The following is a 23876-nucleotide window of genomic DNA, read 5'->3' on the forward strand; positions in this document are numbered from 1 at the left end:
CCGGCAGCAGACCCGCGCTTGACAGCGGGCGCCGCCGCGGCGAGATCAGACGCAGGACAAGGAGGTTGCCCGCGATGCCCGCTCCCCGCCCCGAGGTGCTCGATTTCCTGGCCACGCGCCGCTCGCGGCCGGTGAAGTTCCTGGCCGAGCCGGCGCCGGAGCGCGCGGCGCTGCGGCCGCTGCTGGAACGGGCGCTGCGCGTGCCCGATCACGGCAAGCTCGAGCCCTGGCGGCTCTTGGTGCTGGAAAAGCCGGCGCTGGCGCGGCTGGCGCAACTGGCGGAGACCCGCGGCGCCGAACGCGGCGAGGATCCGGACCGGCTGGCCAAGCTGCGCGCGCAGTTCGCCGACCCGCCGCTCTGCGTGGCCGTGATCGCGTCGCCAAAACCGTCGGAGAAGATCCCCGAGGTCGAGCAGACGCTCTCGGCCGGGGCGGTCTGCCTGACGCTGGTGAACGCGGCGCTGGCCGCGGGCTGGGGCGCGAGCTGGCTGACGGGCTGGACCGCCTATGATCGGCCCTTCCTCGAGCAGGGCCTCGGTCTCGCGCCCGGGGAATGGGTGGCCGGTTTCGTCTATATCGGCACCGAACGCGCCGCCCCGCCCGAGCGTCCGCGCCCCGATCCTGACGCCGTGATCACCTGGGTGTCGGAATGATCTTCGGAGCGATCTCCAAGGCGCTGGCACAGGCGGGCGATCCGCGGTTCCGCGGCGTGCTGCTGCGCGCCGTCGGTCTGACGATGCTGCTGCTGGCGGCCTTTTACGTGGCCTTCGTCTGGCTGGTGGGCTGGCTCGTGCCCGACAGCCTGGCGCTGCCCTGGATCGGCGAGATCACCTTCGTCGACGACCTCGCCTCTGGCCTGGCGATCCTCGGGATGCTGGTGCTGTCCGTCTTCCTCATGGTGCCGGTCGCATCGGCCTTCACGGGCTTCTTCCTCGAGGAAATCGCCGACGCCGTCGAGGCGCGGCATTACCCGCAACTTGTCCCGGCCGACGATATCCCGTTCTGGGACGGCCTGCGGGATGCGGCGCGGTTCCTCTTGATCGTGATCCTCGCCAACCTGCTGGCGCTGATCGTCTACCTGCTCTCGACCGTTCTGGCCCCGGTCGTCTTCTGGCTGGTGAACGGCTACCTGCTCGGTGTGGAATACTTCCAGCTGGTCGCGATGCGCCGGATCGGGGAACGCGAGGCGCGCCGCCTGCGCCGGCGGCACATGCTGACGGTCTGGATCGCCGGCACGGTCATGGCGATCCCGCTGACCGTCCCGGTTCTGAACCTGGTGGTCCCGGTGATCGGCGTCGCGGCCTTCACCCATATCTACCACGCGCTTGCCATGCGCGGGGCGGGTCAGTCGCCGGCGCCGTAGTGCCCGTCGCCGTAGCGGTTGAAGATGTCGATGCTCTCGACCGTTATGACGCCCGAGATGATCACGGCGCAGATCGGCACCCAGAGCGCCAGGGAAATCCCCGTCACCCAGAGCAGCCGCTTCTTCATCTGCAGGTTCACCGGGGCCGAGGCGGGCGTGCCCGGCACGATCTCGCCGCTTTCCTCCTGGCTGGTGATCCGGAACTGGATCGCGAGGAACAGCACCATGAACCAGATGACGGCGTAGAGAACCAGCGCGCTGGTGATCTGCATCGCTCAGACCTCCTCGAGTTCGATGAGGGTGCCGTTGAAATCCTTGGGATGCAGGAACAGCACGGGCTTGCCATGCGCGCCGATCTTCGGCTCGCCGGTGCCCAGCACCCGCGCGCCCTGGGCGCCGAGCCGGTCGCGCGCGGCGATGATGTCGTCCACCTCGTAGCAGATGTGGTGGATGCCGCCGGCCGGGTTCTTCGCGAGGAAGCCGGCGATCGGGCTGTCGTCGCCCAGCGGGTAGAGCAGCTCGATCTTGGTGTTCGGCAGCTCGATGAAGACGACCGTGACGCCGTGGTCGGGTTCGTCCTGGGGGGCGCCCACCCGTGCGCCGAGGGTGTCGCGGTACTGCGCGGCCGCGGCCTCGAGATCCGGCACGGCGATGGCAACGTGGTTCAGTCGGCCGATCATGGGCTCCTCCTTGGTCCTCGCGATCACTTAAGCCGTGGCGGCAGGCGGGACAAGGCGAGGATTGGCCGCAGGCCTCCCCCGGCGTTAACGCACCGTTAGCCAGGGCTTCGCAGACTCGGTGCGACTCGCATCACGCAAGGAGACCGGGGATGACGGAGATAGCCAAGGTGACGCTGGCCGGGCGGGCCCCTGCGGACAAGCCGCTTCTGGGCATGACGATCCTTGTGGTCGAGGACAGCCGCTGCGCCAGCGAGGCGCTGCGCCAGCTCTGCCAGGCGGGCGGGGCGCGGATGCGCCGGGCCGACACGCTGGCCGCGGCGCGGCGCCACCTGGCCACCTATCGCCCGGGCGCGGCGGTGATCGATCTCGGCCTGCCGGACGGCCCCGGGCTGGAGCTGATCGCCGAGATGGACGCCGCGCGTCCGCGCGTGCCGGTGATTCTGGCGACCAGCGGTGACGACACGGCGCGCTACGCGGCCGAGGCCGCCGGCGCCGACGGGTTCCTGGAAAAACCGGTTTCGGGGATCGCGATCTTCCAGCAGGCGCTGGTATCGCGGCTGCCGGCGGGGATGCGGCCGGCCGGGGTGCGGGCCCTGCCGGGCGGCAGCGTGGCGCCGGACCCGGCCGCCTACCGCGACGATCTGGACCTTGCGGCGGCCGGTCTCGCCGCCGGCGACCCGGGGGCGCTGCCCTATCTGCTGCAGTTCCTGCAATCGGCGGCCTGCGCGGCCGGGGACAAGGCCCTTCTGCGCGTGGCGCGGGCGGCGGCCGCGCGCATCGGGGGCGGCACCCTGCCCGATGGCGTCACCCGCAGCCTCTGTGCGGATCTCGCCGGGCGCATTCGGACCGAAAGCGCAATGATGCGCTGAGACCGCGTATCAGGCCTTCTTGCCGGCGGTGCGCCGGGACTTGCCCTTGCCGCCCTTCGCCGCCTTCTCGGCGACGAGCTGCACGGCCATGTCCATCGTCACCTCGGACGGATCGGTGCCCTTGGGCAGGGTGGCGTTGATCTTGCCCCACTTGACATACGGCCCGTAGCGGCCGTCCATCACGTTGACGGCCCCGCCTTCCTGCGGATGTTCGCCCAGTTCCTTGAGCGGCTTGGCCGCCGCGCCGCGGCCGCCGCGCGCCGCCTTCTGCGCCAGGAGTTCTACGGCGCGGTTCATGCCGACCTCGAAGACCTCCGCGACGTCCTTGACGTTGGCGTAGGTCCGCCCGTGCCGGACATAGGGGCCGTAGCGGCCGATCCCGGCCTCCACCGGTTCGCCGTCCTCGGGGTGGGGCCCGATCAGGCGCGGCAGCGACAGCAGCTTCACCGCGTAAGCCAGGTCCACGTCCCCGATCTCGACGCCTTTCGGGATCGAGGCGCGGGGCGGTTTCGGCTCTTCCTCGGTCGCCTCGCCACGCTGGACGTAGGGGCCGAAGCGCCCCGAGCGCAGCGTGATCGGCAGCCCGGACTCGTCATGGCCGAGCAGCTTGCCGTCGGGGCTGACGATCTCGCCCTCCTCGCCGCCGGGCACCGAGATCGGCCGGGTGTAGCGGCACTCCGGGTAGTTCGTGCAGCCGATGAAGGCTCCGCCGGAGCGGGCGGTCTTCAGGTGCAGCCGGCCCTTGCCGCAATGCGGGCAGACCCGCGGATCCGTCCCATCCTCGCGCGGGGGGTAGAGATGCGGCGACAGCACCTCGTCGATCGTCTCGAGCACCTCGGTGATGCGCAGGTCGGCGGTTTCTTCCAGCGCGGCCGAGAAGTCGCGCCAGAAGCGGTTGAGCACGTCCTTCCAGTCCTTGTCGCCGGCGGACACCCGGTCGAGATCCTCCTCGAGCTGGGCGGTGAAGTCGTAGCCGACGTATTTGCGGAAATAGTTGAGCAGGAAGACCGTGACCAGCCGGCCCTTGTCCTCGGGGATCAGGCGGTTCTTGTCCTTGATGACATAGCCGCGATCCTGGATCGTCGTGACGATCGAGGCATAGGTGGAGGGCCGCCCGATGCCGAGTTCCTCCATCTTCTTGACGAGCGTGGCCTCGGTGTAGCGCGGCGGCGGCTGCGTGAAATGCTGCTCGGGCGTGACACGCTTCCTGTCGAGCGCGTCGCCCTCGGCCATCTGCGGCAGGCGCTTGTCGTCGTCATCGACGACGCTGTCGTCGCGGCCTTCCTCGTAGACGCGCAGGAAACCGTCGAACAGCACCACCTGGCCGGTGGCGCGCAGCCCCACCTGGCCATCGGGCGAGCCGATCTCGACCGTGGTGCGCTCGAGCCGGGCGCCTTCCATCTGCGAGGCGATGGTGCGCTTCCAGATCAGGTCGTAGAGCCTGCGCTGGTCGGTCTCGAGCCGGGCCAGCTTGCCCGGGTCGCGCGACATGTCTGTGGGGCGGATGCACTCATGCGCCTCCTGGGCGTTCTTGGCCTTGTTCTTGTACATCCGCGGGCTCGACGGCACGTAGTCGGCGCCGTAGCGATCCTTGATCGCGTCGCGCGCGGCATGCACGGCCTCCGGCGCCATGTCGATGCCGTCGGTCCGCATGTAGGTGATGTAACCCGCCTCGTAGAGCCGCTGGGCCGCCGACATGGTCTGGCGGGCCCCCATGCCGAACTTGCGGCTGGCCTCCTGCTGCAGCGTCGAGGTCATGAAGGGCGGCGCCGGCTTGCGCGATGCCGGTTTCGCCTCGACCGAGGTGACCGCCAGGTCGCGCGAGGTCACGGCCTGGACCGCCAGCTCGGCGGATTCGGCTGTTGCCAGGTCGAACTTGTCGAGTTTCTTGCCGCCCAGCACCGTCAGGCGGGCCTCGAACTCCTTGCCGCGGGGCGTGGCCAGCAGCGCGGAGACGGACCAGTATTCGCGCGCGTCGAAGGCCTCGATTTCCATCTCGCGCTCGACGATCAGCCGCAGGCAGACCGACTGCACCCGCCCGGCCGACTTCGCGCCCGGCAGCTTGCGCCAGAGGACCGGTGACAGGTTGAACCCGACGAGGTAGTCCAGCGCGCGGCGCGCGAGGTAGGCCTCGACCAGATCCTCGTCGATGCCGCGGGGGTTCTGCATCGCCTCGGTCACCGCCGACTTGGTGATCGCGTTGAAGACCACGCGGCTGACGGCGGTGTCCTTCTTGATCGCGCGGCGCTTTTTCAGCGCCTCTTCCAGGTGCCACGAGATCGCCTCGCCCTCGCGATCGGGGTCGGTGGCGAGGATCAGGGCCGGGTCATCCTTCAGCGCCTCGGCGATGGCGCGGACATGTTTCTGGCTGTCGCGCGCGATTTCCCACTTCATGTCGAAGCCATGCTCGGGATCGACCGATCCGTCCTTCGGCGGCAGGTCCCGCACATGTCCGTAGGAGGCCAGAACCGTGTAATCGTCGCCGAGGTACTTGTTGATCGTCTTGGCTTTGGCCGGGGACTCCACAACGACGACGGGCATAAGAATTCCTTTCGCAAATCGGGCGGGGCCCGTGGCGGCGGAAGATGTGGCGTCTTTGGGCGGAATGTCAATGGCGCTGCGGGACGGGGTCAGGCCGGGCGGCACAGCATCCCGCCGGCACGGCGGGCGACGCGGCCGTCCAGTTCCAGCGCCAGGATCTGCTGCGCCACGTCCTGCGCGGGCAGGTCGAGATCGCGGATCAGCTGATCCTCGGCGACGGGAGAGGGGCCGAGCAGATCGAGGATGCGCGCGGCGACCACGGCGGGCGCCAGGGGCGGGCCGGCGGCCGGCGGTTCCGCGGCGCCGAGCGGCAGGCCGGGCTGGTCCGCCCGGGGCGCGGGCAGCGGGCCGGCGAGCGCCTCGACCACGTCCCCGGCCGAGCGGATCAGCATCGCGCCGTCGCGGATAAGCGTGTTGCAGCCCGCGGCCCGGGCGTCGAGCGGGTGACCGGGCACGGCCATCACCTCGCGCCCCTGGTCGAGCGCGGTGCGCGCGGTGATCAGGCTGCCGGAGCGCGCCGCGCCTTCCACCACGACCACCGCCCGGGCCAGCCCCGAGATGAGCCGGTTGCGCTGCGGGAAATGCCGCGCCTGCGGTGTCAGCCCGACCGGTTGCTCGGACAGGCGCAGCCCGTCGCGGGCGATGTCGGCGGCGAGCCCGGTGTTTTCCAGCGGGTAGATCGTCTCGATCCCGCCGGGCATCACGGCGATGGTGCCGCTGCCCAGGGCGGCGAGATGGGCGGCGGTGTCGATGCCGCGCGCGAGGCCCGAGATCACGGTGTAGCCGGCCTCGCCCAGCCCGGCGGCCAGTCGCCGCGCCATGCGCGTGCCGAGGCTGGAGGCGTTCCGCGCCCCCACGAGCGCGATGCCCGCACGGCGGGTCAGCCGCGTGTCCCCCAGCGCCCAGAGCACCGGCGGCGCGTCGGGCAGGTCGGCAAGCGCCGGCGGGTAGTCGGCGCTGCCGCGGCACAGCAGGCGGGCGCCGGCCCGCGCGCCGGCGTCGAATTCGCGCTCGGCCGCGGCGCGCGGGCAGGGGTGGTAACCCGCGACCCCCGCGGCTGCGGCGACGCCCGGCAGGGCATCGAGCGCGGCGGCGGCGCTGCCGTGTTCGGCCACCAGGCGCGCGAAGGTCTGCGGACCGACCCGGCGTGAGCGGATCAGGCGCAGCCAGTCGATGCGCTCCTCGGCGTTGCGGGGCGGTGTAAGCTCGGTCATCATCTCCCCCGGGATCACCGGTGGAGGATCGGCCGAGACCGGTTAAGCGGGGGTAAACGCGGTCAAGCGGCGCTGCCGCCCACGGTCAGCCCGCCGATCAGCAGCGTTGGTTGCCCGACGCCCACCGGCACCCATTGGCCGGCCTTTCCGCAATTGCCCATGCCGGGGTCGAGTTCCATGTCGTTGCCGATCGCGCGGATGTTCTTCAGCGCGGTCGCCCCGTCTCCGATCAGGGTCGCCCCCTTGACCGGCGCGCCGATGCGGCCGTTCCGGACCTGGTAGGCCTCGGTGCAGGAAAAGACGAACTTGCCGTTGGTGATGTCGACCTGCCCGCCGCCGAAGCCGACGGCGTAGATGCCGTCCTTCAGCCCGGCGACGACCTCGTCGCGGGTGGCGTCGCCGCCCAGCATGTAGGTGTTGGTCATGCGCGGCATGGGCGGGTGGGCGAAGCTTTCGCGCCGGCCGTTGCCGGTCGGGTCGACCCCCATCAGCCGGGCGTTCTGGCGATCCTGCATGAAGCCCACCAGCACGCCGTCCTCGATCAGCACGTTCTTGCCCGAGGGCGTGCCCTCGTCGTCTATGCTGAGCGATCCGCGCCGGTCCGGGATCGTGCCATCGTCCAGCACCGTGACGCCGGGGGCGGCCACCTGCTGGCCCATGAGACCGGCAAAGGCGGAGGTCTTCTTGCGGTTGAAGTCGCCTTCGAGCCCGTGCCCCACCGCTTCGTGCAGCAGGATGCCGGGCCAGCCGGCGCCGAGGACGACGTCCATCACCCCGGCCGGCGCCGGCTCGGCGCGCAGGTTCACCAGCGCGATCCGAAGCGCCTCGCGGGTCTTGGCCTCCCAGTTCTGGCGGTCGAGCACCGCGGCCAGGCCGAAGCGCCCGCCACCGCCGGCGGTGCCGGTCTCGCGGCGGCCGTCCTGTTCCACGATGACCGAGACGTTCAGCCGGCACATCGGCCGCACGTCCCCGAGGCGCTGGCCCTCGGGGCGGAGGATCTCGATCTCCTGCAGCGAGGCCGCGACCGTCGCCGTGACCTGCACCACGCGGGGGTCGAGCGCGCGCGCGAAGGCGTCGATCTCGCGCAGCGTCTCGACCTTGGCTGGGAAGGCGGCGTCGGCCATCGGATCGGCGTCGGTGTAAAGATGCCGGTTCGTGGCCCGCGGCGCCGCGGCCATGGTGCCGCCGCCGTCGCCCACCGCAAGGCGCGCGGTCTCGGCGGCGCGCTTCAGCGCGGCCTCGGAGATCTCGGTGGCATGCGCGTAGCCCGAGGTCTCGCCGCGCACCGCCCGCAGCCCGAACCCCTCGGAGGCGTCGTAGCTGGCCGTCTTGAGCCGCCCGTCATCGAAGGACAGAACCTCGGCACGGCGCCGTTCCAGGAACAGCTCGCCGTCATCCGCCCCGGCCACCGCGTCGCGCAGAATGGCGGTCGCGCGCCCCTCGTCGAGCGCCGATGCGAAGGGACGAAATGTCTCACTTCCGGCGGGGTCTGGCATCTTTCCCTCTCCTCTCAAGCGGTTAGGTAGTTTGACATAGATCAAACCACGGCGCAGGAACGCCTTGTTTCGGTGACCCTAATATGGTTTTTCAGAGGACGGACACAACGGGGATTCCGGGCGCGCGCCCAACGGGTCCCGCGGGCGGCACAGGGGCCGCAAGGCAAGACAGGACACATGCGATGAAACTGACCACCCTTCTTTCCGGTTTCTCGGCCGCCGTCGCGGCCGGTCTCGCCGCGGGCGCGGCCACGGCGCAGGAGGCCTTCGAGGGCCTGCAGACGATCGGCAAGCCGGTCGACGGCGCGATGGGCTTCCAGCCGGCCGCCACGGAGCTGGCGCGCGACATCCACTGGCTGGACGGCATGCTCCTCTACATCATCACGGCGATCTGCATTTTCGTGCTGGCCCTGATCGCCATCGTGATCGTGCGTTACAACAAGCGCTCCAACCCGAACCCGGCGCGCTTCACGCATCATTCCGCCATCGAGTTCACCTGGACGGTGGTGCCGATCCTGATCCTGATCTTCATCGGCGCCTTCTCGCTGCCGGTGCTGTTCAAGCAGCAGGAAATCCCCGAGGCCGACGTCACGATCAAGGCGACCGGCAACCAGTGGTACTGGTCCTATGAATATCCCGATCACGAGTTCGGCTTCGACAGCTTCATGCTGCGCAAGGAAGAACTGGCCGAGTTCGGCTACAACGAGGACGAATACCTCCTGGCCACCGACACCGCGATGGTCGTGCCGGTCAACAAGACCGTGGTCGTGCAGGTCACCGCGTCCGACGTGATCCACTCCTGGACCATCCCGGCCTTCGGCGTGAAGCAGGACGGCATTCCGGGCCGCCTGGCCGAGCTGTGGTTCAGCGTCGACCAGGAAGGCGTCTACTTCGGCCAGTGCTCCGAGCTGTGCGGCAAGGACCATGCCTACATGCCGATCACGGTGAAGGCCGTCAGCGAGGAAGAGTACCAGAACTGGCTCGAGACCTCGATCGCCAAGTACGACGGCAAGCCGCTGGACGTACATGTCGCGGCGAACGACTGAGCCGCCGTGAAGATTTGCCGGTGCGGGCCTGACGGGCCCGCGCCCCACCCGGAGAGAGCATGACCGACACGACGATCATCCCGCGCCAGGACGAGGCCAGCTTCGGCGATTTCTTCGCCCTCCTGAAGCCGCGCGTCATGTCGCTGGTCGTATTCACCGCGGCGGCGGGGCTCTTCGTCGCGCCGGTGTCGGTGCACCCGGTGCTGGCCTTCGCCTCCATCCTGTTCATCGCCATCGGCGCGGGCGCGTCGGGGGCGCTGAACATGTGGTGGGATGCCGATATCGACGCGGTCATGCGGCGCACCTCGGGCCGGCCGGTGCCGGGCGGGCGCGTCACGGCCGAGGATGCGCGCAACCTGGGCCTCGCGCTGTCGGGGCTGTCGGTGGTGATGCTCTATCTCGCCGCGAACCTCGTCGCGGCGGCGCTCCTGGCGTTCACCATTTTTTTCTACGCCGTGATCTACACGATCTGGCTGAAGCGCGCGACGCCGCAGAACATCGTGATCGGCGGCGCGGCCGGGGCGTTCCCGCCGATGATCGGCTGGGCGGTGGCCACCGGCGGCGTCAGCGTCGAGAGCGTGCTCATGTTCGCGCTGATCTTCATGTGGACACCGCCGCATTTCTGGGCGCTCGCGCTGTTCATGAACGAGGACTACACCAAGGCCGGCGTGCCCATGCTGACGGTCACCCATGGCCGGCGCAAGACGCGCAACCAGATCCTCGCCTATACCGTTCTTCTGGCGGCCATCGCCATCGGGATCGGCTTCAGCGGGATCGGCGGGCCGGTCTACCTCGTGGCGGCGCTGGGTCTCAACGCGCAGTTCGCTATCCGCGCCTGGATGCTCTGGCGTCGGGACGAGGCCGCGGCCGATGCCGATGGCTACCGCGCCGAGAAGCGCTTCTTCGGGCTGTCGCTGAGCTACTTGTTCCTGCATTTCCTGGCGCTGATGGCCGAGGCCGGCCTCGACCGGCTGGGCATCACGCTGGTGGAGGGCTGGTAATGGCGATCAACCGCGAACACGAGTTGCACGGGCGCCGCAAAGGGCGCAACCTCGGCCTGGGGCTGGTGCTGGCGGCCTTCGTCCTGATCGTCTTCGGCATCACCATCGCCAAGATGTCGGGCGGCGCGATGATGGAGGCCTATGACCACACCGTCCGGCCCTCATTGATGGTGGAGGACGAATGAGCCGCATGTCAGGTCAGAAGAAGACGGTCCTTTCGCTGCTGGGCGTCCTTGCGGTCATGGGAACGCTGACCGCAGCGGCCGTGCCGCTCTACGACTGGTTCTGCCGGGTCACGGGCTATGGCGGGGCGACGAACACCGCCGATGCCGGGTCCGACACGGTGCTGGACCAGACCGTCACGGTGCGCTTCGATGCCTCCAAGCAGCGCGGCATGCCCTGGGAATTCAAGCCGATGCAGCGCCAGATGGAGCTGCGGATCGGCGAGACCGGCCTTGCCTTCTACGAGGCGCACAACCCCACCGACCGCCCGGTCGCGGGCAGCGCGACCTACAACGTCGCGCCCTTCCAGGCCGGCTACTATTTCAGCAAGATCGACTGTTTCTGCTTCCAGGAGCAGGTCCTGCAGCCGGGCGAGACGGTGCAGATGCCCGTCAGCTTCTTCGTGGATCCCGAGATCGTCGAGGATGCGGACGCGAAATACGCCCACACCATCACGCTGTCCTACACGTTCCACGAGATCGACCTGCCCGAAGAGCAGGCGGCGCTCGACACGGGTGAAAACAGTTCGTACACGAACGTGCCTAACGAGGGATAAAGACCAATGGCGCACGAGAAGAACCACGACTACCATATCCTGAACCCCAGCATCTGGCCCTTCCTTGGGGCGGTCGGCGCGTTCATCATGCTGTTCGGCGCGGTCCTGCTGATGAAGGGATCGGCGCCGTGGATGTTCCTGATCGGCCTGGCGGTCGTGCTCTACGTGATGTTCGCCTGGTGGTCCGAGGTCGTCGCCGAGAGCCGCGCGGGCGATCACACGCCGGTCGTGCGGATCGGCCTGCGCTACGGCTTCATCCTCTTCATCATGTCCGAGGTCATGTTCTTCGCGGCATGGTTCTGGTCCTTCTTCAAGCACGCGCTTTACCCGATGGAGCAGGGCGCCGGCGGCCAGTGGCCCCCGGTCGGCATCGAGACCTTCGATCCCTGGCACCTGCCGCTGATCAACACGCTGATCCTGCTGTGTTCGGGGGCGGCCGCGACCTGGGCGCACCACGCGCTGGTGCACGAGAACAACCGCAAGGATCTCGTCAACGGCCTGATCGTCGCGATCCTGCTCGGGATCATCTTCACCTTCTTCCAGGCCTACGAATACAGCCACGCGGCCTTCGGCTTCGCCGGCAACATCTACGGTGCCAACTTCTTTATGGCGACGGGTTTCCACGGCGCCCACGTGATCATCGGCACCATCTTCCTGGCGGTGTGCCTGTTCCGCGCGCTGAACGGCCATTTCACGCCGGAGAAGCATGTCGGCTTCGAGGCGGCGGCCTGGTACTGGCACTTCGTCGACGTGGTCTGGCTGTTCCTCTTCGCCGCCATCTACGTCTGGGGCGGCTGAGGTCCGGGCCTTCCAGCGACCAAACGACAGGAAGCGCGGGCCGAGAGGGCCGCGCTTCTCTCTTTTCGGGAGATAGACCGTCCGTGCTGAAACGAATGATCCTGCCGCTCATCTTCGGGCTTGGCGGTGCGGCGATCCTCGCCGCGCTCGGAACCTGGCAGGTCCAGCGGCTGCAATGGAAGGAAGGCGTGCTGGCCGAGATGCGCGCGGAACTGGGCGGTGATCCGGTCGCGCTGCCCGCGTCGCCGCAAGAGGCCGTGCACAACTACCTGCCGGTCCGCGTTACGGGCGAGATCCAGCCCGGCGGGCTGCATTTCCTGACGACCCGCAAGGGCATGGGACCGGGCTACCGCGTCGTCTCGGTGTTCGAGACGGCGGATGGCCGGCGCGTCATGCTGGACCGCGGCTTCCTGCGCGAGACCGACAAGAGCCGCGACCTTGGCGCCCGTGACGTCGCGGTGACCGGGAACCTGCACTGGCCGGACGAGTACGACGAAAGCTTCACGCCCGATCCGGATATCGACCGCAACATCTGGTTCGCACGGCAGGTCGGACCGATGGCGGATTATCTCGGCACCGAGCCGCTGCTGGTGGTCGCGCGCCGGACCGAGGGCGGCGATCCCGCCATCACGCCCTGGCCGGTCGACACGTCCGGCATTCCCAACGATCACCTGCAATACGCCGTCACCTGGTTCTCGCTCATGGTGCTCTGGTTGGGGATGACAGCCTATCTGCTTTGGCGTATCAGGCGCAGAACCGTCTGACCAAAAGGCCGGAGCCGCCAATGCGCTACATCTCGACCCGGGGCCGCGCCCCCGCCCTGAGTTTCGACGAGGCGATGCTGACCGGGCTCGCCCGCGACGGCGGGCTTTACGTGCCCGAGGATGTCCCCGCCCTGTCGCGCGACGACATCGCGGCGCTGGCCGGGCTCAGCTACGAAGAGGCGGCGTTCCGCGTGATGCGGCCTTTCGTCGGCGACGCCTTCACCGACGCGGAATTCGGCGACATCATCGCGCGCGCCTATGCCGGGTTCGGCCATGACGCGCGGGCGCCCATGGTGCAGCTCGGACCCAATCACTTCCTGCTGGAGCTGTTCCACGGGCCGACGCTGGCGTTCAAGGATTTCGCCATGCAGCTCATCGGCCAGCTGTTCGAGGCCGAGCTGACCCGCCGGGGCGAGCGCGTGACCATCGTGGGGGCGACCAGTGGCGACACGGGGTCGGCCGCGATCGAGGCGTTCCGCGGGCTGGACGCGGTGGACGTTTTCATCCTCTTTCCCGAGGGCCGCGTTTCCGACGTGCAGCGCCGGCAGATGACCACGCCGGTCGAGGCGAATGTTCACGCGCTTGCCGTCAAGGGCGATTTCGACGACTGCCAGGCGGCGGTGAAGGACATGTTCGCGGATTTCCCTTTCCGCGACGAGGTGCGGCTCGCCGCGGTCAACTCGATCAACTGGGCGCGGGTCCTGGCCCAGGTGGTCTATTATTTCACTGCGGCCGTCAGCCTAGGCGCGCCCCAGCGCGGGGTCAGCTTCACCGTGCCCACGGGCAATTTCGGCGACGTTTTCGCCGGCTATATCGCGCGCCGCATGGGCTTGCCGATCGAGCGGCTCATCGTCGCGACGAACCGCAACGACATCCTGCACCGCTGCCTGGAGACGGGCGAATATCGGACCGCGGGGGTCAGCCCCACGATCAGCCCGTCGATGGACATCCAGGTGAGTTCGAACTTCGAGCGCGCGCTGTTCGACGTCTATGACCGCGACGGACGCGCCGTGGCGCAGCTGATGGACGAGCTGAAGGCCGCGGGCGGCTTCGCGGTCAGCCAGGGCGCGCTCGGGCGGCTGCGCGACATCTTCGGCTCCGGCCGCGCCTCCGAAGACGAGACCCGCGCCACCATCACCCGCGCGGCCAGCCGTATGGGCGAGACGCTCTGCCCGCACACCGCCGTCGGCGTGAAGGTGGCCGAGGAACAGGGCATCGGCGCCACGCCGATGGTCACGCTGGCCACGGCGCATCCGGCGAAGTTTCCCGATGCCGTCGAGGCGGCCACCGGCACCCGCCCGCCCTTGCCGGACCGGATGGCCGACCTGTTCGAACGCCCTGAAAGGGTGACAAGCGTGACCAAGGATTTACACTCCATCGAAGCGATCATCCGCGAGAGGATCCAGACTTGACCGTACGCCACCACACGCTCTCCAACGGTTTCCGCGTCGTGACCGAGGACATGCCCGGACTGAAATCGGCCGCCCTGGGCATCTGGGTCGACGTGGGCGGCCGCCACGAGCGGGTCGAGGAAAACGGCATCGCCCATTTCCTCGAGCACATGGCGTTCAAGGGCACGGCCAGCCGCTCGGCGCTGGACATCGCCGAGCAGATCGAGGACGTGGGCGGCTACATCAACGCCTACACCTCGCGCGAGATGACGGCCTATTACGCCCGGGTGCTCGAGGAAGACGTGCCGCTCGCGATGGAGCTGATCTCGGACATCCTGCTCAACCCGGTTTTCGACCCGCGCGAGATAGAGGTCGAGCGCGGCGTGATCCTGCAGGAGATCGGCCAGGTCAACGACACGCCCGACGACGTGATCTTCGACTGGCTTCAGGAAGTCGCCTATCCCGAGCAGCCGCTCGGCCGCTCGATCCTCGGTCCCGCCGAGCGGGTGCGCGGGTTCTCGCGTGCCGACCTGGGCGGCTTCGTGGCCGAGCATTACGGTCCGGATCGGCTGATCCTCTCGGCCGCGGGCGCGGTGGACCATGACGTGATCGCCCGCACGGCCGAGCGGCTTTTCGGGCATCTCGCGCGCAAGTCGCCCGTCACGGCGGCGCCGGCCCGGTTCGAGGGCGGCGAGTGGCGGCGCGAGAAGGATCTCGAACAGGCACACCTGACGCTCGCCTTCGAGACGCCCGGCTACCGCGACCCGGCCTTCTACACCGCGCAGATCTTCGCAACGGCCTTCGGCGGCGGCATGTCCTCGCGGCTGTTCCAGGAGGCGCGCGAGCGGCGCGGGCTCTGTTACACGATCTTCTCGCAGGCGGGCGCCTACGACGACAGCGGCATGATGACCATCTATGCCGGAACCAGCGGCGAGGCGCTCCACGACCTGGCGGAGCTGTCCATGGACGAGCTCAGGCGCGCCGCCGACGACATGACCGAGATCGAGGTCGAGCGCGCCCGCGCCCAGCTCAAGGCGGGCCTGCTGATGGGGCTCGAAAGCCCGGCCGCCCGTTGCGAGCGGCTGGCCAAGCTGACCTCGATCTGGGACCGCGTGCCGCCCATAGAAGAGACCGTCGCCAAGATCGACGCGGTCACCCCCGCCGGTGTGCGGGACTTCGCGGCCGGGGTCTGCGGATCGGGCAAGGCGGCGATGGCGCTCTATGGCCCGGTCGGGGGCGCGCCGCGTCTGCCGGATCTGACGGGGCGTCTGGCGGCCTGATGTTCCTGCGCCGGGCGAAGGTTACCGTCGAGACGGAGCGGATGACGCTGCGGCTGCCGATGCATCGCGACCACGCCCAATGGGCGACCCTGCGCCGCGAGAGCACCGATTTCCTGAAGCCGTGGGAACCCACCTGGTCGGGCGATCACTTCACCCGCAAGGCCTTTGCCAACCGGGTCTTCTGGGCGCATCGCTCGTCGGCCCAGGGCGCGGCGCTGCCGCTTTTCCTGATCCGCCGCAGCGACCAGCGGCTCGTGGGGGCGCTGACGCTCGACAATATCCGGCGCGGCCCGGCCCAGTCCGGCACGCTTGGCTACTGGATCGGCGAACGCTACGCGCGCCAGGGCTATATGCGCGAGGCGATCGAGGCCGTCGTCCACCATGCCTTCACAGTCCTCGATCTCAGCCGGATCGAGGCCGCCTGCCTGCCGGAAAACCTGGCCTCGCGCGGCGTGCTCGAGAAATCCGGGTTCAAATACGAGGGTGTTGCGCAAAGCTACCTGCAGATCAACGGACGCTGGCGCAACCACGTGCTGTACGCCAACCTGCGCGGCGACCGCCGGGGCAAGGCGCCGCTGCACTGATCGCCGACAGGTGACTCGGGCGCCGGTTGCACTAAACTCCTTCTCAACAGGGGGAGTCGCACCATGATCCGTCATCTTCTCGCCGCCTGTCTGGCGGTTCTCGTCGCCCAACCCGCCGCAGCGCAGCTTCGTCAGAGCCACTGCATCGCGCTGGCCGACGCCACGCCGGGAATCCAGTACCTGCACAAGGCATCCTTCGGGGCGCCGCTCGAGGATTTCGCGGTGCGCCTGAACTACGTCGCGCACGCCACCTTCGTCCTTGAAACGCCGGAAGGGGCGACCGCGGCGACGGATTACACCGGCTTTCTCGGCTCTGCGGATTTCGTGCCGGACGTGGTGACGATGAACATCGCCCACTCGACCCACTGGACGCCCAACCCCGATCCGCGCATCCCGCATGTGCTGCGGGGCTGGGACGTCGCCGGGGCGGCGCGCGACCATTACCTGACGGTGGCCGACATGCTGGTGCGCAACGTTCCCACGGATATCCGCGGCGGCATGGACGGCCGGCGCGAGGACGGCAACTCGATCTTCATTTTCGAGGTGGGCGGGCTCTGCATCGGGCATCTCGGCCATCTGCACCACGAGCCCTCGGAAGATCAGTATGCCGCCATCGGCCGGCTCGACGTGGTGATGGCGCCGGTGGATGGCGGCTTTACCCTGCCGCAGGAGACGCTGGTGCGGATGCTGACGCGGATGCGCTCTTCGCTGGTAATCCCGATGCATTGGTTCGGCGGCCATACGCTGGACCGCTTCCTGACCCGCATGGAAGCGGATTTCGCGATCGAGCGGACCGGGGACAGTTTCACGGAGGTGTCCCTGCGGACGCTGCCGGACCGCCCGACCGTGCGCGTGCTGCGCCCGCGCTACCTGGAGTGACCTTGCCTCTGCCGCGCGGGCATGCATGATCCGCGGCCAGGCAAAGGAGCAGAACATGCCACTCGATCCCGTGACCGACCCGTTCCGGCAGGCGCTGGCCGCGGCGCTGCCGCCCGCTGCCTTGCGCGCATTCGAGGCCCGTTACCGCGAGGAGCCCCGTGGCCGCTTCGCGGCGCGGGACGCCTTGCTGGTCGCGCCCGGATCCACCGAGGAGGTCGCGACCGTCATTCGCCACTGCCGCGCGGCGGGGGTCGGCGTCGTGCCCTACGGGGGCGGCACCGGGCTGGTCGGGGGGCAGATCCTCTCGGATGGTCCCGCACCCGTGGTGCTGTCGCTGGAGCGCATGACCGCGATCCGCGAGGTGCTGCCCGGAGAGAATGTCCTGGTGGCCGAGGCCGGCGCGATCCTGCAATCCGTGCAGGAGGCGGCGGCCAGCGTAGACAGGCTGTTCCCGCTCTCGCTCGCCTCCGAGGGGTCGGCGCGAATCGGCGGCTTGCTGGCAACGAACGCCGGCGGCGTGAACACGCTGCGCTTCGGCAATGCGCGCGCGCTGGTCCTGGGGCTCGAGGCGGTGCTGCCGGACGGGACGATCTGGCACGGGCTGACGCGGCTTCGGAAGAACAACATGGGCTATGATCTGCGCGACCTGCTGATCGGGGCCGAGGGCACGCTCGGCGTCATCACGGCGGCAAGCCTGCGGCTCTATCCGCGTCCCGTATCGGAAACCGCGGCCTTCCTGGCCGTGCCGGACCCCGCGGCGGCGCTGGAGCTGCTGAACCTGGCCGAGGCGCGGCTGGGCGCGGCGGTCACGGCCTTCGAACTGATCCACCGGCAGGGCTTCGACTTCCTGGCCGAGACCATGCCCGAGGTCCGGCTGCCTTTCGACGAGATCCCGGAATGGTCGGTGCTGATCGATCTCGGCGCGCCGGCCGGCATGGATCTCGACACAGCGCTGGAAGGCTTCGTCGAGGCCGGGAGCACGGCGGGGCTGATCCGCGACGGGCTGCTCGCCCAGTCCGAGCAGCAGCGCCACGCCTTCTGGACGGTTCGTGAAACCATCCCCGAGGCCAATCGCCGGATCGGCTCGATCTCGTCGCATGACATTTCGGTGCCGCTCGGCGCGATCCCCGAGTTCATCGCCCGGGGTGGACGCGACCTGGCGAAGATCGGTGATTTCCGCATCAACTGCTTCGGCCATGTGGGGGACGGGAACCTGCACTACAACGTCTTCCCGCAAGCCGGGAAGACGCGGGCCGACCACGAGGCCGACCGCCCGCGGATCAAGCAAGCCGTGCACGATCTTGCCCATGCCCTGGGGGGCTCTGTCTCGGCCGAGCATGGCGTGGGGCGGCTGAAGGTGGATGACCTGGAGAAATACGGCGACCCGGCCAAGCTGGCCGCGATGCGCGCGATCAAGGCCGCTCTCGACCCCGCCGGCATCATGAACCCGGGCGCCGTCCTGCGCGCCGGCGCCTGAAGTGAAACGCCCCGCCGGGTGGCGGGGCGCTTCGTCTCTTGGTGTGGTGTGCAAGCAGCGCCGGCCTTTTGGGGTTCGGGCCAGCACCCCCGGTTCTAAAGCCCAAGGCTTACCGAAACGTTACCCGGTTCCGCTCAGTCGCCCTCGAAGGCGCAGAGCGTGTGCACGTTCATGCCGAGATCGAGCAGGCGCCTGTGTCCGCCGAGCGCCGGCAAATCGATGATGAAGGCGCAGCCGACCACCTCGCTGCCCAGCCGCTCGATCAGCTTGATCCCGGCCTCGGCGGTGCCGCCCGTGGCCAGGAGGTCGTCGACCAGCAGCACCCGCTCTCCGGGCTGGAGCGCATCGTCATGCACCTCCATCACGGCCTCGCCGTATTCGAGCTGATACTCCTCGGCGATGGTGGGGCCGGGCAGCTTGCCCTTTTTGCGCACCGGCACGAAGCCCACCGAAAGCTGGTGCGCGATCGCCCCGCCAAGGATGAAGCCGCGTGCCTCGAGCCCCACGACCTTGTCGATCCGCTCGCCCACGAAAGGGCTGAGCAGCTGGTCCACCGCCATCCGGAAGCCCCGCGCATCGGCGAAGAGCGTGGTGACATCCCGGAACATGATCCCCTCATGCGGGAAATCGGCGATGGTGCGGATGTAGTCCCTGACGTCGCTAGACCTGTTCACCTGCGTCTTCCTTCCTTGTCTCTCGCCCGGTCAGAGCACCCGGCCCGCCACCGCGTCGAGCCTGGCGACCAGCGCCGGGTCGCGTTTCTCGGGCGCGGTCAGGATGGCGTTGTCGAGCGCGTGTTCGCAGCCATGGGGGCAGGCGGCCTCGCGCCCGCCGAGGAGCCGGGGCAGGTGGCCGACGAGTTGGCGGCCCTTCTCGGCATTGCCGGTCAGGGTGGCCACGATCTGGCTGATGTCGACTTCGCCGTGATGGGGATGCCAGCTGTCATAGTCGGTGATCATGGCGACGGAGGCGTAGCAGAGCTCTGCTTCGCGGGCGAGCTTGGCCTCGGGCATGTTCGTCATGCCGATCACGTCGCAGCCCCAGACCTCGCGGTAGAGCCGGCTTTCGGCCAGGCTCGAGAATTGCGGACCCTCCATGGCCAGGTAGGTGCCGCCCATGTGCACGCGGATGCCCGCGGCCGTGGCCGCCTCGAGGCAGGCGGCCGCAAGCCGCCCGCAGACCGGGTGCGCCACCGAGACATGGCCGACGCAACCTTCGCCGAAAAAGCTCTTCTCGCGGGCGAAGGTGCGGTCGATGAACTGGTCGACGACCACGAAATCGCCCGGTTCGAGATCCTCGCGGAAGGATCCGCAGGCCGAGAGCGACACCAGGTCGGTCACGCCCAGCCGCTTCAGCGCATCGATATTGGCGCGGTAGGGCACCGAGGAGGGCGAATGGACATGACCGCGGCCGTGGCGCGGCAGGAAGGCCATCGCCACGCCGTCGAGACGCCCGGTCAGGATGTCGTCCGAAGGATCGCCCCAGGGTGTCTCGACCCTGGTCCATGCTGGCTCCTCGAGCCCCGCGACATCGTAGAGTCCACTGCCGCCGATCACGCCGATCATCCGGGTCATGCCGTGCTCCATCTCGCTGTTTTTCCCGATCCTAGGCGCTCTGACGCGCCGGCGGAAGGGCGGGTCACTCTCCGGGCCGCTTCAGGCTGAAGACATCCCGGATCACCGCGTAGTCCCTGTAGCCCATCCGGGCCAGCGGACGGTAGCGGGTGACATCGAAAATCCCCTCCACGAGGCAGTCGTCGCGCAGGTGCACGCCCGTCACCTCGCCGAAGACGACGAAGTTCGCGGCCCCCTCCAGCCGGACGACCTGGGTCAGCTTGCATTCGAGGTTTGCCGGGGCATCGGCGACGCGCGAACACGCGATGGTGTCGCAGGCGACACGCGGAATGCCGGCCAGGTCGAACTCGTCGGTATCCTTCTCGTAGGGGCCGGAGGTGGCGTTCATCGCGTCGCGCGCAGCCTCCTCGACCACGTTGACGCAGAAGACGCCCGTCTCCTCGATATTGGCCAGGCTGTCCTTGCCGCGGGGGCGGTCGGGCTTCGCGCCCGTGGTGGCGAACATCACCTGCGGCGGGGTGTAGGCCACCCCGTTGAAGAAGGAATACGGCGCCAGGTTCTCGGACCCGTCCGCGCCGCGGGTAGAGATCCAGCCGATGGGCCGTGGCGTGATGATCGCGTTGAAGGGATTGTGGGGCAGCCCGTGGCCGTCCTCGGGGCGGTAGAACATGCGATCTCCTCTTCCGGTTTGCCAAAGACCTAGCCGGGTGCTAGGGGCCTTTCCAGTCGAAAACGGAGGCAGGCGTGGCGTTCCGGCTGGAGCCAGAGGGCCCTGAGGACTGGTGGGAGGTCGAGGCGCTCTTCGATCTGAGCTTCGCGCCGGGGCGCGAGGCGCTGTCGTCCTATCGGCTGCGCGAGGGCGTGGACAGGGTCGCGCCGCTCTGCCTGGTCGCGCGGGATGAATACGGGGCGGTCGCCGGTGCGATCCGCTTCTGGCCGGTTCTGGTCGGCGCGGCCGGCGCACCCGCCTTGCTGCTCGGCCCGGTGGCGGTCCACCCGACGCGCCAGGGCGAGGGCATCGGCGCGCTGCTGATCCGCGAGAGCCTTGGCAAGGCGCGGGCCCTCGGCTGGCGCCGCGTGATCCTTGTCGGCGACGCGCCATATTACCGGCGTTTCGGCTTCGCGCCCGCGCATGGGCTGCAGATGCCGCCGCCGACCAACCCGGACCGCGTGCTGGCGCTGGAACTGGTGCCCGGCGCGATGTCGGGCGTGCATGGCAAGGTGCGCCGTGCGGACACGGAAACGTGACCGGCAGAGGCCCATAACCTACCGGAATAATTGGCTTTCTTCTGGAACTTCGGCGGCTGCCACCCGTTGCCGGGATACAAGTGACGCGGCCATGAAGACTGGCCGCGGGAAAGGAGAGAGTGACCATGAAACGCATTCTGACCACCACCGCACTGATCGCAGGCGCGTTCGGCGCCCCGACCGCGATGGCGTCTTCCGACGACATGATGCGCACGCAGGTGCTCGACCGTCTCGAGATCTACGCCGTCGAGGTGAACGAGGCTGCGCTGACCGAGGAACAGGTCGACGAACTCTACGCCGTCATCTCGAGCGGCGGCATGCCGGGCGAGCAGCTGGCCAAGATCGAAGCCGTGCTGGTCGATACCCCGGCGCATGTCGAGACCGAAGGGTTCGACATCACCGTCGACGCGATGCCCGTGAGACAACAGGAGGACTACGTCGCGCGGGGCCTCGAGGTCCTGGCGCTGTCCGACCACTACTCGGCCGAGAACATGGACGTTCAGGAACTCGATCGCGCCTATGCGATCCTGAACGGCCCCGACAGCGCGGCCGAGAAACGCGCGCTGATCAAGTCGATGTTCAACTAGGGTCCGAAGATACTCGGCAGCGATCAAGGGGCCGTCCCGACGGGGCGGCCCTCGTCATGTCTGGCGGGCCAGCCAGTCCATGACCGCCGGTCGCACCGACTGCGCGCCCGAGGCGCGCGCCGTGTCGATCACGGCGCGGGCCTCGGCCAGGTCCACGCGGCGCAGCAAATGCTTGACCGGGCCGATCGAGGCGGGGCGCATCGACAGCGTCCGCAGCCCGATCGCGGCGAAACAGAGCGCCTCGATCGGGCGCCCGGCGTCCTCGCCGCAGAAACTGAGCGTCGTGCCCGTCTCGGCGCAGCGCGCGACTATCTGTTCGAGGAAGGTCAGGAAGCTGACGTTCAGCGTGTCGTAGCGCCGGCGGACCAGTTCGTTCTCGCGGTCGGCGGCAAAGAAGAACTGCTTGAGATCGTTGCCGCCGATGGAAATGAAATCGGCGAGCTCGAAGAACTGCCGCGGCGCGAAGGCGAGGCTGGGGGTTTCGAGCATCGCGCCGATCTCGACGCCCTCCGGCAGAACGTGGCCGAGCGCGCGCTCGCGTTCGATCTGCTCGAGCAGCAGGCCGCGCGCCTCCTTGAATTCCTCGAACTGCGCGACGAAGGGGAACATGACCGCGAGCGGCCGTCCCGCCGCGCCCCGGATCAGCGCCTGCAGCTGCATCCGCATGACACCGGGCTTGTCGAGCCCCACCCGGATCGCGCGCCAGCCGAGCGCCGGGTTGGGCTCGTCGACGCGCTTCATGTAGGGCAGCACCTTGTCCGACCCGATATCGAGCGTCCGGAACACGACCTTCCGGCCCTTGGCGGCATCCATCACGCGGCCGTAGAGCGCCGCGAGATCGCCGCGCCGCGGCACGGTGGAGCGGGTGAGAAACTGCAACTCGGTGCGGAAAAGGCCGACCCCCTCGGCGCCGGAGCCCTCGAGGCTGGGCAGATCGGCCATCAGCCCGGCGTTCATGTGCAGGCCGATGGTCACGCCGTCGCGGGTCCGGGCGGGCTTTGACCGGATGGAGCTGTAGCGCTCCTGCGCCTTGGCCTGCATCGCCATCTTGTCGCGGAAGGCGTGGGCGACCGTTTCCTCGGGGCGCAGATGGACCAGCCCCTGGTCGCCGTCGACGATGATCTGGTCGCCGTTCAGCGCCTCGGCGGTGATGCGTTCGGCATGGATGACAAGCGGGATCGCCAGGGCGCGGGCCACGATGGCGGCATGGCTGCCGACGGAGCCTTCCTCGAGCACGACGCCCTTCAGGTCGCGGCCATAGTCGAGCAGCTCGCCCGGGCCGATATTGCGGGCCACCAGGATCGGGTTCTCGACAGAGCCGGCCTCGCCCGTGCCGCCCTGGCCGGTCAGGATGCGCAGGAGCCGGTTCGAGAGATCGTCGAGGTCGTGGAGGCGCTCGCGCAGATAGGGATCGGGAACGCGGCCCATGCGGGCGCGGACGGCGGATTGTTCCTTTTCCACCGCGGCTTCGGCCGAGAGTCCGCGCTCGATGTCCTCTTCCATGCGCCGGACCCAGCCGCGGGAGTTGGCGAACATCCGGTAGGCTTCGAGCACCTTCATGTGCTCTTCCCCGGCGGTACCCATCGCGACCGACAGCATGTCGTCCACATGGCCGCGCAGCGTGTCCATGGCATCGTGCAGGCGCTTGTTCTCCACCACCGGGTCGTCGGCCACCGGGTTGGTGACCACCACCCGCGGTTCATGGAGGAGCACATGGCCGATGGCGGCGCCCTCCTGTCCGACCCCGCCCCGGAAGAGGATCTGGCGCTGGTGCGGCGCGGCGAGTGCCTCGCCCTCGCCGACGAAGGCGCCGAGCTCGGCCATCTCGGCCAGCACCATCGCCACGACCTCGAGCGCGTAGACCTCATCCTCGGAATGCTCGCGCCCGTCGCGCGACTGGACGACCAGCACGCCGAGCGTTTCCCCCAGCCGCTGGATCGGCACGCCGAGGAAGGAGGTGAAGTTCTCCTCACCCGTTTCGGGCATGTAGCGGAAGCCGCGCTCGGCGGTGGCGTCGCCGGTGTTCATCGGGCTGGCTTCCCGCGCGACGCGCCCGACGAGGCCCTCGCCGATCCGCAGCCGCGTCTGGTGGACCGATTCCGGGTTCAGCCCCTCGGTCGCGCAGAGTTCCAGCGTATCGGCGTCGCGGAGAAGATAGATGGAACAGACATCCGTGCCCATCGAATCCGCGATCAAATGGGTGATGTTGTCCAGCCGCTCCTGGCCTTCGCCTTCTTCGGCCAGCGTGTCGCGCAGGCGCCGGAGCAGCTTGCGTGAGTCGGAGTCGGTCTTTTCGGCCATTGCGC

Annotated in this window: 25 protein-coding genes; 16 read left to right on the forward strand and 9 right to left on the reverse strand. The window is 68.8% G+C overall.

From position 1 onward, the window contains the following. The first annotated feature begins 74 nt into the window (after window positions 1-74). Window positions 75-653, forward strand: coding sequence for a nitroreductase family protein (locus tag ACQ5SP_RS14545; RefSeq protein ID WP_430939121.1), 579 nt, complete (start codon window positions 75-77; stop codon window positions 651-653). Continuing rightward, window positions 650-1363, forward strand: a complete 714-nt coding sequence (locus tag ACQ5SP_RS14550) for an EI24 domain-containing protein (protein ID WP_430939122.1) — start codon at window positions 650-652, stop codon at window positions 1361-1363. The genes ACQ5SP_RS14545 and ACQ5SP_RS14550 overlap by 4 nt, the downstream gene beginning before the upstream one ends. Here the strand turns inward: ACQ5SP_RS14550 and ACQ5SP_RS14555 are convergent. Together ACQ5SP_RS14555 and mce are read right to left on the reverse strand one after the other, a co-directional pair. Then, window positions 1345-1635 carry a DUF1467 family protein gene (locus ACQ5SP_RS14555; RefSeq protein ID WP_430939123.1) on the reverse strand — a complete coding sequence of 97 codons (291 nt, stop codon included), beginning with the start codon at window positions 1633-1635 and terminating at the stop codon, window positions 1345-1347. The two genes, ACQ5SP_RS14550 and ACQ5SP_RS14555, sit on opposite strands and share 19 nt — an antisense overlap. A gap of 3 nt (window positions 1636-1638) precedes the next feature. Further along, complete coding sequence (gene mce / locus ACQ5SP_RS14560; protein WP_430939124.1) at window positions 1639-2043, reverse strand: methylmalonyl-CoA epimerase; 405 nt, start codon at window positions 2041-2043, stop codon at window positions 1639-1641. 149 nt (window positions 2044-2192) lie between these two features. Between mce and ACQ5SP_RS14565 the strand changes: the two genes are divergently transcribed. Continuing rightward, a complete protein-coding gene (locus ACQ5SP_RS14565) occupies window positions 2193-2912 on the forward strand; it encodes a response regulator (protein WP_430939125.1) in 720 nt (239 codons plus the stop codon). Window positions 2913-2921: 9 nt separating this feature from the next. Here ACQ5SP_RS14565 and topA read toward each other — a convergent pair whose 3' ends face one another. From topA to tldD, 3 genes are all read right to left on the reverse strand, one after another. Next, on the reverse strand, window positions 2922-5453 hold the full coding sequence (gene topA / locus ACQ5SP_RS14570) for a type I DNA topoisomerase (RefSeq protein ID WP_430939126.1): 2532 nt from the start codon (window positions 5451-5453) through the stop codon (window positions 2922-2924). Window positions 5454-5542: 89 nt separating this feature from the next. Next, window positions 5543-6667 carry a DNA-processing protein DprA gene (dprA, locus tag ACQ5SP_RS14575; RefSeq protein WP_430939127.1) on the reverse strand — a complete coding sequence of 375 codons (1125 nt, stop codon included), beginning with the start codon at window positions 6665-6667 and terminating at the stop codon, window positions 5543-5545. 62 nt (window positions 6668-6729) lie between these two features. Then, a complete protein-coding gene (gene tldD, locus ACQ5SP_RS14580) occupies window positions 6730-8163 on the reverse strand; it encodes a metalloprotease TldD (protein WP_430939128.1) in 1434 nt (477 codons plus the stop codon). A 182-nt stretch (window positions 8164-8345) separates the two neighbouring features. On the opposite strand from tldD, the gene coxB reads away from it, so the two are divergent. The 11 genes from coxB to ACQ5SP_RS14635 all read left to right on the forward strand — a co-directional run bounded on the left by coxB (window position 8346) and on the right by ACQ5SP_RS14635 (window position 18161). Then, on the forward strand, window positions 8346-9209 hold the full coding sequence (gene coxB / locus ACQ5SP_RS14585; RefSeq protein WP_430939129.1) for a cytochrome c oxidase subunit II: 864 nt from the start codon (window positions 8346-8348) through the stop codon (window positions 9207-9209). A 59-nt stretch (window positions 9210-9268) separates the two neighbouring features. Continuing rightward, window positions 9269-10210: a heme o synthase gene (gene cyoE, locus ACQ5SP_RS14590; RefSeq protein ID WP_430939130.1), complete on the forward strand. Its 942-nt coding sequence runs from the start codon at window positions 9269-9271 to the stop codon at window positions 10208-10210. Next, on the forward strand, window positions 10210-10395 hold the full coding sequence (locus ACQ5SP_RS14595; RefSeq protein ID WP_430939131.1) for a hypothetical protein: 186 nt from the start codon (window positions 10210-10212) through the stop codon (window positions 10393-10395). Before cyoE ends, ACQ5SP_RS14595 begins: the two co-directional genes overlap by 1 nt. Then, a complete protein-coding gene (locus ACQ5SP_RS14600) occupies window positions 10392-10988 on the forward strand; it encodes a cytochrome c oxidase assembly protein (protein WP_430939132.1) in 597 nt (198 codons plus the stop codon). The genes ACQ5SP_RS14595 and ACQ5SP_RS14600 overlap by 4 nt, the downstream gene beginning before the upstream one ends. A gap of 6 nt (window positions 10989-10994) precedes the next feature. Then, window positions 10995-11786, forward strand: coding sequence for a cytochrome c oxidase subunit 3 (locus tag ACQ5SP_RS14605; protein WP_430939133.1), 792 nt, complete (start codon window positions 10995-10997; stop codon window positions 11784-11786). An 83-nt stretch (window positions 11787-11869) separates the two neighbouring features. After that, window positions 11870-12550, forward strand: a complete 681-nt coding sequence (locus ACQ5SP_RS14610; RefSeq protein ID WP_430939134.1) for an SURF1 family protein — start codon at window positions 11870-11872, stop codon at window positions 12548-12550. Window positions 12551-12570: 20 nt separating this feature from the next. Beyond that, window positions 12571-13962, forward strand: a complete 1392-nt coding sequence (thrC, locus tag ACQ5SP_RS14615; protein ID WP_430939135.1) for a threonine synthase — start codon at window positions 12571-12573, stop codon at window positions 13960-13962. Further along, complete coding sequence (locus tag ACQ5SP_RS14620; RefSeq protein ID WP_430939136.1) at window positions 13959-15221, forward strand: M16 family metallopeptidase; 1263 nt, start codon at window positions 13959-13961, stop codon at window positions 15219-15221. Before thrC ends, ACQ5SP_RS14620 begins: the two co-directional genes overlap by 4 nt. Continuing rightward, entirely contained in the window at window positions 15221-15805 is a 585-nt protein-coding gene (locus ACQ5SP_RS14625; protein WP_430939137.1) for a GNAT family N-acetyltransferase, read from the forward strand. The genes ACQ5SP_RS14620 and ACQ5SP_RS14625 overlap by 1 nt, the downstream gene beginning before the upstream one ends. Before the next feature lie 63 nt (window positions 15806-15868). Further along, the gene (locus ACQ5SP_RS14630; protein WP_430939138.1) at window positions 15869-16684 is read left to right on the forward strand and encodes an MBL fold metallo-hydrolase; all 816 of its coding nucleotides are present in this window, start codon (window positions 15869-15871) and stop codon (window positions 16682-16684) included. A 55-nt stretch (window positions 16685-16739) separates the two neighbouring features. Beyond that, entirely contained in the window at window positions 16740-18161 is a 1422-nt protein-coding gene (locus ACQ5SP_RS14635; protein WP_430939139.1) for an FAD-binding oxidoreductase, read from the forward strand. A 134-nt stretch (window positions 18162-18295) separates the two neighbouring features. Here the strand turns inward: ACQ5SP_RS14635 and ACQ5SP_RS14640 are convergent, their stop codons facing one another. From ACQ5SP_RS14640 to ACQ5SP_RS14650, 3 genes are all read right to left on the reverse strand, one after another. Next, window positions 18296-18835, reverse strand: coding sequence for an adenine phosphoribosyltransferase (locus ACQ5SP_RS14640; protein WP_430939140.1), 540 nt, complete (start codon window positions 18833-18835; stop codon window positions 18296-18298). A 30-nt stretch (window positions 18836-18865) separates the two neighbouring features. Continuing rightward, window positions 18866-19735, reverse strand: a complete 870-nt coding sequence (locus tag ACQ5SP_RS14645) for an S-methyl-5'-thioadenosine phosphorylase (protein WP_430939141.1) — start codon at window positions 19733-19735, stop codon at window positions 18866-18868. 64 nt (window positions 19736-19799) lie between these two features. Then, complete coding sequence (locus ACQ5SP_RS14650) at window positions 19800-20405, reverse strand: flavin reductase family protein (protein ID WP_430939142.1); 606 nt, start codon at window positions 20403-20405, stop codon at window positions 19800-19802. A 74-nt stretch (window positions 20406-20479) separates the two neighbouring features. Here ACQ5SP_RS14650 and ACQ5SP_RS14655 point away from each other — a divergent pair, with 74 nt between their 5' ends. Next, window positions 20480-20983, forward strand: a complete 504-nt coding sequence (locus ACQ5SP_RS14655; RefSeq protein ID WP_430939143.1) for a GNAT family N-acetyltransferase — start codon at window positions 20480-20482, stop codon at window positions 20981-20983. Between the two features lie 125 nt (window positions 20984-21108). Continuing rightward, window positions 21109-21570, forward strand: coding sequence for a hypothetical protein (locus tag ACQ5SP_RS14660; protein WP_430939144.1), 462 nt, complete (start codon window positions 21109-21111; stop codon window positions 21568-21570). Window positions 21571-21624: 54 nt separating this feature from the next. Here the strand turns inward: ACQ5SP_RS14660 and ptsP are convergent, their stop codons facing one another. Continuing rightward, complete coding sequence (gene ptsP / locus ACQ5SP_RS14665) at window positions 21625-23871, reverse strand: phosphoenolpyruvate--protein phosphotransferase (protein WP_430939145.1); 2247 nt, start codon at window positions 23869-23871, stop codon at window positions 21625-21627. Between the last annotated feature and the right edge of the window lie 5 nt (window positions 23872-23876).

Source organism: Rhodovulum sp. YNF3179 (assembly GCF_050586465.1).
Taxonomy (GTDB): Bacteria; Pseudomonadota; Alphaproteobacteria; order Rhodobacterales; family Rhodobacteraceae; genus CAJXYS01.